The 10,568-nt window shown below is 75.2% G+C and carries 12 protein-coding genes and 1 pseudogene; 7 read left to right on the top strand and 6 right to left on the bottom strand.

The features are described 5' to 3' along the window. Positions 1-127, top strand: a pseudogene (locus tag G5C62_RS29050) (cysteine synthase A); the annotation flags it as partial. On the opposite strand, the gene G5C62_RS22505 reads toward G5C62_RS29050, so the two are convergent. Then, on the bottom strand, positions 106-684 hold the full coding sequence (locus G5C62_RS22505; RefSeq protein ID WP_346774138.1) for a GNAT family N-acetyltransferase: 579 nt from the start codon (positions 682-684) through the stop codon (positions 106-108). The pseudogene G5C62_RS29050 and the gene G5C62_RS22505 overlap by 22 nt on opposite strands. Positions 685-753: 69 nt before the next feature. On the opposite strand from G5C62_RS22505, the gene G5C62_RS22510 reads away from it, so the two are divergent. The 3 genes from G5C62_RS22510 to G5C62_RS22520 all read left to right on the top strand — a co-directional run bounded on the left by G5C62_RS22510 (position 754) and on the right by G5C62_RS22520 (position 3,315). Further along, the gene (locus G5C62_RS22510) at positions 754-1,455 is read left to right on the top strand and encodes a GAF and ANTAR domain-containing protein (RefSeq protein WP_164702761.1); all 702 of its coding nucleotides are present in this window, start codon (positions 754-756) and stop codon (positions 1,453-1,455) included. Between the two features lie 81 nt (positions 1,456-1,536). Continuing rightward, complete coding sequence (locus G5C62_RS22515) at positions 1,537-2,925, top strand: FGGY family carbohydrate kinase (RefSeq protein ID WP_164702762.1); 1,389 nt, start codon at positions 1,537-1,539, stop codon at positions 2,923-2,925. Between the two features lie 99 nt (positions 2,926-3,024). Continuing rightward, a complete protein-coding gene (locus G5C62_RS22520; RefSeq protein ID WP_164702763.1) occupies positions 3,025-3,315 on the top strand; it encodes a hypothetical protein in 291 nt (96 codons plus the stop codon). A 25-nt stretch (positions 3,316-3,340) separates the two neighbouring features. Here the strand turns inward: G5C62_RS22520 and hisN are convergent, their stop codons facing one another. Together hisN and G5C62_RS22530 are read right to left on the bottom strand one after the other, a co-directional pair. Continuing rightward, a complete protein-coding gene (hisN, locus tag G5C62_RS22525) occupies positions 3,341-4,144 on the bottom strand; it encodes a histidinol-phosphatase (RefSeq protein ID WP_036340275.1) in 804 nt (267 codons plus the stop codon). Positions 4,145-4,357: 213 nt separating this feature from the next. After that, complete coding sequence (locus G5C62_RS22530; protein WP_164702764.1) at positions 4,358-4,540, bottom strand: DUF2795 domain-containing protein; 183 nt, start codon at positions 4,538-4,540, stop codon at positions 4,358-4,360. Between the two features lie 52 nt (positions 4,541-4,592). On the opposite strand from G5C62_RS22530, the gene G5C62_RS22535 reads away from it, so the two are divergent. Beyond that, complete coding sequence (locus G5C62_RS22535; RefSeq protein ID WP_164702765.1) at positions 4,593-5,129, top strand: DUF2087 domain-containing protein; 537 nt, start codon at positions 4,593-4,595, stop codon at positions 5,127-5,129. Between the two features lie 2 nt (positions 5,130-5,131). Then, positions 5,132-5,863, top strand: coding sequence for a peptidase E (locus G5C62_RS22540; protein ID WP_241176068.1), 732 nt, complete (start codon positions 5,132-5,134; stop codon positions 5,861-5,863). Between the two features lie 106 nt (positions 5,864-5,969). Here the strand turns inward: G5C62_RS22540 and rsgA are convergent, their stop codons facing one another. From rsgA to G5C62_RS22555, 3 genes are all read right to left on the bottom strand, one after another. After that, positions 5,970-6,986, bottom strand: coding sequence for a ribosome small subunit-dependent GTPase A (rsgA, locus tag G5C62_RS22545; protein WP_241176069.1), 1,017 nt, complete (start codon positions 6,984-6,986; stop codon positions 5,970-5,972). After that, positions 6,983-8,263, bottom strand: a complete 1,281-nt coding sequence (gene aroA, locus G5C62_RS22550; protein ID WP_164702766.1) for a 3-phosphoshikimate 1-carboxyvinyltransferase — start codon at positions 8,261-8,263, stop codon at positions 6,983-6,985. The genes rsgA and aroA overlap by 4 nt, the downstream gene beginning before the upstream one ends. A 90-nt stretch (positions 8,264-8,353) precedes the next feature. Continuing rightward, the gene (locus G5C62_RS22555; protein ID WP_164702767.1) at positions 8,354-9,823 is read right to left on the bottom strand and encodes an NAD-dependent succinate-semialdehyde dehydrogenase; all 1,470 of its coding nucleotides are present in this window, start codon (positions 9,821-9,823) and stop codon (positions 8,354-8,356) included. A 141-nt stretch (positions 9,824-9,964) separates the two neighbouring features. Here G5C62_RS22555 and G5C62_RS22560 point away from each other — a divergent pair. Continuing rightward, on the top strand, positions 9,965-10,568 hold a 604-nt coding region (locus G5C62_RS22560; protein WP_164702768.1), incomplete at its 3' end, for an SOS response-associated peptidase.

A 10,568-nucleotide genomic window follows, 5' to 3' on the forward strand; every position in this document is an offset into this window, starting at 1 on the left:
CACCGGCGCGGGCACCGGCGGCACCATCTCCGGCGTCGGCCGCTACCTCAAGGAGGCGAGCGAGGGCCGGGTGCAGGTGATCGGCGCCGACCCGGAGGGCTCGGTCTACTCCGGCGGCACCGGCCGGGCCGGGGGGACGTCGATCGCGTACTCGTAGCCGAACAGCCGGTAGAAGTACGGGATCCCGATCATCACCTGCAGCAGGTCGCCCCGGGCGGCGGAGCGGTCGTGCGCCCAGGCCATCAGCGCCCGCACCAGGCCCCGGCCCTCGTAGGCGGGGGCGGTGGCCACCAGCTCGACCTGACCAGCGGGCAGGACGACGTCCTCCAGCCGCACGGAGTCGGCCAGCAGGGTCGCGGTGGAGACCACCCGGTCGCCGTCCACCACCACCGCGGTGGCGTCCCAGCCGGTGTCCGGGTCCTCCACGACCAGCCGCTGGTCCAGTGCGTCGGCCGGCTCGCCACGGTCGGCCAGCAGTGCGCCCACCTGCTCCAAGTCGCCGGGGCGGCAGCTCCGCAGGCGGAGGCCGCCGGGGAGGAGCTGCTCCACTGCTGCCGTCGTGGTCATGTCCGGACCCTGGCGCGGAGGTCGGGGCGGGACAACCGAGTTCCGGGGCCGGACTCGGCGCCCGGCTGTGCGACCGACCCGTTTACGGCGTATACGCTCGGTCGGCCGGTCGGGCATGCCACCCGCCGGAGGCGGACGTCGAACCAACGGCCCACCCGCCGGACTGGAGAGGGAACCCCCGAGACGATGACCGAGAGCCTTGGCGCGCTGCACCAGGAGCTGGCCGGAGTCGTGCTCGCGGGCCGGGAGCTGCCCGAGGTGCTGACCGAGATCGTCCAGATCTCCCACCGTGCGATCCCTGGTGCCGAGGCCACCTCGATCACGCTGATCCGTGACGACCGCGCCTTCACCGCTGCCTTCGACGGGCAGATCGCGATGGACGCCGACGAACTGCAGTACGAGCGCGGGTACGGCCCGTGCCTCGACGCAGGGCGGTCCGGGGAGGTCTTCCTCATCGAGGACATGCTGTGCGAGGACCGCTGGCCCGACTACGCGCGGCAGGTCGCGGAGCTGGGGGTGCGCAGCTCGCTGTCGATCCCGCTGCCCTTCCAGGGCGCGAACATCGGCGCGCTGAACAACTACGCCCGACACCCCGCTGCCTTCGGTGACGCCGACGTCGCCGCCGGGGAGGAGGTGGCGGCCTTCGTCGCGATCGCCGTCGGCAACGCGGAGGCGGCTGCCCGGGCGACCGACGACGTGGCCAACATGCGCCAGGCGATGGCCTCTCGCGCGGTCATCGAGCAGGCCAAGGGCATCTTGATGGAGCGCTACAAGGTCACCTCCGAGCAGGCGTTCACGCTGCTCACGCACGCCTCGCAGCGCACCAACGTCAAGCTGCGCGACATCGCCGAGGAGCTCACCGCCACCGGGCTGCTGCGCGGCAGCTGACGGCGGCTGGCGGCACGCGCGCGGACGAGGTCAGATTCAGGGCGTGACCCAGCGCAGAGCTGCAGCGGGGCGGAGCGCCCGATGACCGTCGTGCTCGGCGCGGACCTGGGCACGAGCGGGCTCAAGCTCGCCGCGCTGGACCTCGACGGGGTGGTGGTCGCGGAGAGCGAGGTCGGCTACCCGGTCGAGCGTCCGCGGCCGGGCTGGGCGCAGACGGAGGTCGCCGTCTGGCGCCGCGCGCTGGACGACGCCCTCACCGCGGTGGCCGCGACGCTGGGCGATCGGCCGGTCGCGGCCCTCGGGTTCTCCGGCCAGATGCACGGGGCCGTGCTCGTGGACCGGTCCGGCGCCGCGCTCGCCCCGGCGCTGCTCTGGCCCGACCAGCGGGCGACCGCGGAGCTGTGCCGCTGGCGGGAGCTCCCGGAGCCAGACCGCGCCGCGCTGGCCAACCCGCTGGCCGCCGGGATGACCGGGCCGCTGCTGGCCTGGCTCGGCGTGCACCATCCGGAGCTGGTGGCCCGGGCGGCGACGGTGCTGCTGCCCAAGGACGCCGTCCGAGCCGCCCTCGTGCCCGGCGCCGACCCCGCCGTCACCGATCGCAGCGACGCGTCGGCGACCCTGCTGTGGGACGTGCCCGGTGACCGCTGGTCGACCGCGGCCACCGCCGCCGCCGGCGTCGACCCGGCCCTGCTCCCCGCCGTCCTGCCGGGATCGACCGTCGTCGGTACGGCGCGGGTGCTCGGCCGGGGAGTTCCGGTGGTGGTCGGCGGCGCCGACACGCCGCTCGCCCTGCTGGCCGCCGGCACGCGCACCGGCGTCCAGGTCAACCTCGGGTCCGGGGCCCAGGTGATCCGGCCGGGTGTGGCGTGCCGGCCGGGCGCGGAGCCCGCCGTCCACTGCTACGCCGACGCCGGGGACGGCTGGTACGCCATGGCCGCGCTGCAGAACGCCGGGACGGCCTGGGCCTGGGTCCGCGAGGTGCTGGGCCTGGACTGGCCGGCCTTCGCCGCGACCCTCGCCACCACCCGGCCGGGGGCCGGAGGCGTGGTCTTCTCCCCGTTCCTGACGGGGGAGCGGGGCGGGGTGGCCGGGCCGACCGACCGTGGTGGCTGGACCGGGCTGTCGGCCGACACCACCCGGGCGGACCTCGCCCGCGCGGCGCTGGAGGGCGTGGCGTGCGCCGTGGCGGCGGCGTTGGACCTGCTCGGGCCGGACGCCGACGGGCCGGTCGTGCTCACCGGCGGGGGAGCGCGGGACGCCGGGGTGCAGCAGCTGCTCGCCGACGTGCTCGCCCGACCGGTCCAGCACGTGCAGGTCCGGAGCGCATCGGCGGCCGGCGCCGCGGTGCTCGCCGCCCGCGGGGTGGGCCTGGACCTGGTGCCCGCACGGGCGGCCGGGCCGGTCGTCGAGCCGGGGCGGGCGGCGGAGTCCGGCGCCGTCCGCGCACGCTGGGCAGCTGCCCGGGGCTGATGCCCGGCCCGTCGCGCGGAACGTCGGCGCTGCTGGCACCGTTGACGCCGACGAGCGGCCCGACCGGGAACCGCAGGAGAGCAAGGGGGTGGGCGCACCATGGCGTCGCTGATGAACAAGGTCATGCAGTTCGCGAACAGCCCGAAGGGCAAGCAGGTCATCCGGCAGGCGACGGACAAGGCCCAGCAGCTGGCCAAGGACCCGAAGACCCGGGCGAAGTTCGACAAGGTCGCCAACAGCCCGAAGGGCAGGCAGGTGATCCGTCAGGCGACGGACAAGGCCCAGCAGCTGGCCAGCGACCCGAAGACCCTGGCGAAGATCCAGGACGTCCGGCGCCGGGTGCAGGGTGGCGGCGGCGGCTCCGGCGCGGGGTCCGGTACCTCGTCCTGACCCGTTCGACCCGTGCCGGCGGCGCTCACTCCCCTCGGGGGGCGAGCGCCGTCAGCACGTCGGGGTGCAGGACGCCGTTGCTGGCCACGGCGCTCCCCCCGGCCGGCCCGGCGTTGCCGGCCAGGTCGCTGAACGCGCCGCCGGCCTCGCGCACGATCACGTCGAGGGCGGCCAGGTCCCACAGCGAGACCTCCGGCTCGCAGGCGACGTCGACGGCACCCTCGGCGACCATCATGTAGCTCCAGAAGTCGCCGTAGGCCCGGGTGCGCCAGACCGAGCGGGTCAGGTCCAGGAAGGGCTCCAGCCGGTCCTGCTCCTCCCAGCCGGAGAGGCTGGAGTAGGACAGGCTCGCGTCGGCGAGCGCGCCCACCTGGGACACCGTGCAGCGCGTGGCGTTCTCCAGTCGGCGTCCGGTCCAGGCGCCGGTGCCCGCCGCCGCCCACCAGCGGCGGTTGAGCGCGGGTGCCGAGACCAGACCGACCACCGGAAGGTCGCCGTCGAGCAGGGCCACGAGCGTCGCCCACACCGGGACGCCGCGGACGAAGTTCTTGGTGCCGTCGATCGGGTCGATGACCCAGCGCCGGTCGCCGCGGCCGGTGCTGCCGAACTCCTCGCCGAGCACGGCGTCCCGGGTGCGCGCACGGGCCAGCGTGCTGCGCAGCTGCTCCTCGACCGCGCGGTCGGCGTCGGTGACCGGAGTGAGGTCGGGCTTCGTGTCCACCCGCAGGTCCTGCGCCCGGAACCGGTCCAGGCTGATCGCGTCCGCCTGATCGGCCAGTACGTGCGCCAGGCGCATGTCCTCGTTGTATCCCCGCTGACCAGCCGTCATGGCCCGAACCTAGCGGGCGGGCCCGTCCGGGCCCGCCCGCAGCGTGGGGACGTGCTGGCGCGGCCCCCTCTCAGGGGCCCGCGCCGACCCTCGTGACGTGCTGGAGCGGCCCCTTCTCAGGGGCCCGCCCCGAGCGTGGTGACGTGCTGGAGCGGCCCCCTCTCAGGGGCCCGCGCCGAGCCTGCGAGGCGTGGGGGGAGAGGGGGTCCTTCCTCAGTCGAAGACGGCCTTGCTGACCGCCGCCGGGGTGTCGTACTCCTGGTCGTCGATCCCCTTGAGGGCGTCGACGACTTCCGCGCTACCCCCCTGGGACTCCGCGTGCTTGACCACGTCGTCCTTCTTGGCCGGGTAGTCGATGCCGGACAGGGCCTTCTGGATGTCGATCGGGCTCACCATGGACCTCCGGGTACCCGCAGCCGCGCCGGCGATGCACGGATACCGTCGGGGAGTGGAGGCCGGGACCATCGTCGGGTTGTTGGCCGATCCAGCGCGGCTGAAGGTCGTGGCCGCCCTCGCGCTCGGCGCGGGCACCCTCACCGAGGTCGCCGAGGCGTCGGGGTTGCCCCTGAAGGACGTCGCGCTGGCCGCACGGCGGCTGTCCCGGGCCGGCCTGGTGCACCGCGACGGTCACCTGCTCGCGCTGCACGCCGAGCGGTTCGGGGAGGCGGCCCGGGCAGCGGCCGCCACCGCCCCGCCCGTGCCGCGACTGTCCGACGACCCGGGTGCCGACGCCGTGCTGCGCGCGTTCGTCCGGGACGGCAGGCTGGTCTCCGTCCCCGCGCAGCACAGCAAGCGCCGGGTCGTGCTCGAGCACCTCGTGCACGTGTTCGAGCCGGGCGTCCGCTACCCGGAGCGGGAGGTCAACGCACTGCTGGCCGCCTGGCACCCGGATGTGGCCGCGCTCCGCCGATACCTGGTGGACGAGGCGCTGATGACCCGGGAGTCGGGCGTCTACTGGCGCAGCGGCGGTTACGTGGAGGTGTGACGGTGCAACGGCAGGTGTTCGCGTTCTCGGGTGTCATCGAGCCGCAGCCGGGGGAGCGGGGCAACCGGCCGCTCCTGGAGCACGTGCTGGCCCTGGGCGCTGCCCGCCGGACGAGCGGTGGGCCGGTGCGGCTGTGCTACGTCCCGACGGCGGTGGGCGACGACCCGGCGGCGGTCTCGGCGTACCAGCGGGTGTTCGGTGGCCGGGACGACGTCGTCCTGAGCGTGCTGCGGTTGTTCCCGCAGCCGAGCGTCCCCGACGTGCGTGGCCACCTGCTCACCCAGGACGTCGTGCTGGTCGAGGGCGGCAGTGTGGTGAACCTGATCGCCGTCTGGCGGGCGCACGGCCTGCCGACGGTGCTGCGCGAGTGCTGGGAGGCCGGGGTGGTGCTCGCCGGCCCCAGCGCGGGCAGCCTGTGCTGGCACGTGGGCGGGCCCACCGACTCGTGGTCCGACCGGCTCGACCCGTTCACCGAGGGCCTGGCCCTGTTGCCGTTCAGCAACGGTGTGCACGACGACCTGACCGCCCAGCCGCGCCGGGACACCTACCGCCGGCTGGTGGCCGCCGGGGCCCTGCCCGCCGGCTACGCGACCGAGGACGGCGTGGGCCTGCACTACCGGGGCACCGAGCTGGCGGAGGCGGTCACGGTGCGGCCCGGCGCCCGCGCGTACCGCGTCGACCCGGACGACCACGGCGGCTGGACCGAGCGCGCGATCACCCCCCGCGCGATCTGAGCGGACCCGCACGGCCCCACCGCGAGCGCGGCCCCCTCTCAGGGGCCCGCCCCGAGCTCGCGAGGGATGGGGAGTGGCCCCGTCCCGAGGAGGGCGGGGTCCGTCCTCAGTGGCCGGGGGTGAGCTGGCCGACGGCGGTGATCAGCCGGCGGAAGCTGCCCAGCCGCTCCCGGGCGGCCGGTGGACCCTGGGCTGCCCAGGCGTCCAGGGCGCACTCCGGGTCCGCGGCGGTGTGCCCGCAGGCGGGCGGACAGTCGACCGCGGCCTCGGCGAGGTCGTCGAAGGCGGCGAGCACGTCCTGCGGGGTGACGTGCGCCAGCCCGAAGGAGCGGATGCCCGGGGTGTCGATCAGGGTGCCGCCCCCGGGCAGGTCCAGCAGCACCGCCGAGGAGGACGTGTGCCTGCCCTTGCCGATCTTGCTCACGTCGCCGATGGCCCGGAAGGCGCCCGGGATCAGCCGGTTGAACAGCGTCGACTTGCCGACCCCGGACTGGCCGACCAGCACGCTCATCTGGTCCCGCAGCCGGGTCACCAGCTCATCGAGCGGCGCCTCGCGGGACATCGGGACCGCGTCGACCTCCAGTCCGGCGTACCGGTCCAGCAGTGGCTGCGGGCTGGCCAGGTCGGACTTGGTCAGCACCAGCAGTGGCGACAGCCCCCCGGCGTAGGCGGCGACCAGGCAGCGGTCCAGGAAGCCGAGCGCCGGCTCGGGGTCGGCGATCGAGGTGACGACGACGAGCTGGTCGGCGTTGGCCACCACGATTCGCTCGGTGGGGTCGGTGTCGTCGGCGGTGCGGCGCAGCGAGGTGACCCGGTCGGCGATGGTCACGATCCGGGCCAGGCTGTCGGTGCGCCCCGTCGTGTCGCCCACCAGGCGCACCCGGTCACCGACGACGACGCCGTGCTTGCCCAGCTCGCGGGCGCGCATCGCGGTCACGTCGACCGGGGAGCCCTCAGGACCCTCGACCCGCACCGTCATCCGGCCGCGGTCCACCGCGATGACCAGCCCGGGCACGGCCTCCTCGTGCGTGGGGCGGGTGCGGGTGCGGGGACGGGAGCCGTGCCGCGAGGCCCGGACGCGGACGTCGTCCTCGTCGGAACGGCTGTCCATCCTCCGGCTCACGCGGGCACCCCGGCGCCCTCGCCGAGCAGGCCGGCCCAGCGTTCCCGGTAGTCCGGCAGCGTCTTGGTCACCGCGGCCGGGTCGGTGACCTCGATGCCGTCGACCGCCAGGCCCAGCACGGCCGCCGCGTGCACCATCCGGTGGTCGGCGTAGGAGTCCAGTCGCGCCGCCCGGCGCGGCCCCGGGGTGATGACCAGCCCGTCGGGCAGCTGCTCGACCCGGGCGCCGACGGCGCTGAGCACCTCGTCCAGCGCCTGCAGCCGGTCGGTCTCGTGGCCACGCAGGTGGGCGATCCCGGTGAGCCGGGAGGGCCCGTCGGCCAGGGCGCACAGCGCGGCGAGCACCGGGGTCAGCTCACCGACCTCGCCCAGGTCGGCCTCGAGGGGGGCGATCCGGGCGCCCCCGGTCACCTGCAGCCCCTCGGGCGTGCGGGCCACGGCGGCGCCCATCGCGGTGAGCAGCCGGTCGAGCTGCGCGCCGGGCTGGGTGGTGTCGGTCGGCCAGTCGCGCACGGTCACCCGGCCGCCGGTGACCAGGGCCGCGGCCAGGAACGGCGCGGCGTTGGACAGGTCGGGCTCGACGACGCGGTCGAGGGCGGCGATCGGGCCCGGGGCGACGTGCCACCCACCGTCGGTCCGGCGCACCTGCACCCCGTGCTCGGCGAGCGTCCGCACGGTCATCTCCACGTGCGGCAGGGAGGGGAGGCTCCCGGCGAGGGTCAGCTCGATGCCGGTGTCGAACCGGGCCGCCGCCAGCAGCAGACCGGACACCACCTGGCTGGACTCACTGGCGTCGACGGTGACCGCACCACCGCGCACCGCACCGGTGCCGTGCACGGTGAACGGGGCCCGGCCGCGGCCGTCGTCGTCGACCCGGACGCCGAGGTCGCGCAGCCCGGCGATCAGCCCGGCGTTGGGCCGGTCCCGCAGCCGGGCGTCGCCGTCGAGCCGCACCGGCCCGGTGGCCAGCGCGGCCACCGGCGGCAGGAACCGGAGCACCGTGCCGGCCAGCCCGGCGTCCACCTCGGCCGGCCCGTGCAGCGAGCCCGGGGTGACCAGCCAGTCAGCGCCGTCGGAGGCGATGCCGACCCCGAGCGCCCGCAGCCCGGCGGCCATCAGGTCGGTGTCCCGGGCGCGGAGCGGGCGCACGAGCCGGCTGGGCCCGTCGGCGATCGCGGCCAGCACGAGGGCGCGGGCGGTGATCGACTTGGACCCGGGGAGGGTCACCACGGCGTCCACCGGGGTGCGGCGGGCAGGCGTCGTCCAGACCTCGGTCATGCGCTCATCCTGCCCTGCCGTCGTCCTCGGCCGGCGCCGTGACGGCGACCCCGGCCCCGGGCCGGGGCCCGGGGCCGGGGCGCCGGTACGTCAGCCTCCGACGTGCTGCGCCGGTGCCGCCTGCTTCTTCGGCGGCATGGTGCGGACCAGCCGCCGGTTGGCGAACTCGAACATGCCCAGCTCGGAGAGCTCACGGCCGTAGCCCGACCGCTTCACCCCGCCGAAGGGCAGCTCCGCGGACGAGCCCGAGGGCTGGTTGATCCAGACCATCCCGGACTCCAGCCGGTCGGCGACCGCCCGGGCGCGCTCGGTGTCGCCGCTGTAGACGGCTGCCGACAGGCCGAAGTCGCTGTCGTTGGCCAGCGCGACGGCCTCGTCGGCGTCCTTCACCCGGTAGACGACGGCCGCGGGGCCGAAGAGCTCCTCGTGGTAGGCCCGCATCTCCGGGGTGACGTCGGCCAGCAGCGTGGCCTCGACGAAGGCGCCGTCGTGCTCGGGGCGGCTGCCGCCGGCGAGCACGGTGGCCCCCTTGTCCACGGCGTCCTGGATCTGCGCGGCGAGGTCCTGCGCGGCCCGCTCGGTGGACAGCGGGCCCAGCGTCGTGGCCGGGTCGGCCGGGTCGCCGGGAGTGAAGCTGCCGAAGGCCTGCTGCAGGCCGGCGACGACGTCGTCGTAGACCTCGTCGAGCACGATGATCCGCTTCGCTGCGATGCAGGCCTGGCCGGTGTTGGCCATCCGGGCCATGGTCGCGGCCTTCACCGTGCGCCCCAGGTCAGGGGCGTCGAGCACGATGAACGGGTCGCTGCCGCCGAGCTCCAGCACCGACTTCTTGAGGTGCTTGCCGGCGAGCTGGGCCACGCTCGCCCCGGCCCGCTCGCTGCCGGTCAGCGTCACGCCCTGCACCCGCCGGTCGGCGATGACCTGCTCGACGTCGGCGATCCGCAGGAACAGGTTGGTGTAGACGCCCTCCGGGGCCCCGGCGTCCCGGAACAGCTGCTCCAGGGCCAGCGCGCACTGCGGGTTGTTCTCCGCGTGCTTGAGCAGGACGGTGTTGCCCAGGGTCAGGTTCGGGCCGGCCACCCGCACCACCTGGTACAGCGGGTAGTTCCACGGCTCGATCGCCAGCAGGACGCCGATCGGCTCGTTGACCACCTCGGCCTCGCCGCCGCCCATCACGTCGATCGGCTTCGGCTCGAGGAAGCGCGGGCCGTTGGTGGCGTAGTACTCGAGGATGCTGGCGGCCAGCTGCACCTCACCGGCGGCCTCCTGGATCCGCTTGCCCATCTCCCGGGTGATCAGGGCGGCGAACTCGTCCTGCCGCTCGCGCATCAGCTCGGCGGCCCGGCCCACGACGGCGGCGCGCTCCTCCACCGACCGGCGGCGCCAGTCGCCGAAGGCGGCGTGGGCCTGCTCGACCACGCCGTCGATGGCGTCGGTCTCCAGGAAGGGGAACTCCTTCTCCGTCTTCCCGGTGTAGGGGTTCACCGTCGCGTACGGGCGTGCGCCTGCGTCGCTGGCGGTCTTCGGCTGCTCTGTCGAGGGAGCCTGGGTGGTCGTCACGTGATGTGCCCTCCGTCGTGCTTCGTCGCGGTGCGTCGGGTCTGTGTCCCCGTCCTACCCCGCTCACCCCGGGTGACGCACGGCGGGTCGTCGGTGGGCGCACCTAGGCTCGGTGAGGTCGTCGTCCGGGAGGAGCCCCGCATGTGTGGTCGCTACGCCGCCAGTCGCCGTCCCGAGGACCTGGTGCTGGAGTTCGAGGCCGTCCCGGTCGAGGGCCAGGCGCCGTTGCCGGCCGACCACAACGTCGCCCCCACCAAGGACGTGTACGTGGTGCGGCACAAGAAGGAGCGCGACGCCGAGGGCGCGCTCACCGGCGGCGGGCACCGCGAGCTCCGGGCCGTGCGCTGGGGCCTGGTGCCCTCCTGGGCCAAGGACGTCTCGGTCGGCAACCGGATGCTCAACGCCCGGGTCGAGTCGCTCGCCGAGAAGCCCGCGTTCCGCACCGCCGCGGCGAGCCGGCGCTGCCTGGTCCCGGCCGACGGCTGGTACGAGTGGGCGCCCCGCCACGACCGCCCCGGGAAGCAGCCGTTCTACGTCACCCCGGAGGACGGCTCCGGGCTCGCCTTCGCCGGGCTCTGGGAGGTGTGGGGCCGGGGTGAGGACCGGCTGTACAGCTGCACCGTGGTCACCGCCCCCGCGGTCGGCGCGCTCACCGAGGTGCACCCCCGGATGCCGCTGGTGCTGCCGCCGGAACGCTGGGCGGAGTGGCTGGACCCGGCCCGCGAGGACGTCACCGAGCTGGCCG

This window comes from Modestobacter sp. KNN46-3, assembly GCF_011039295.1.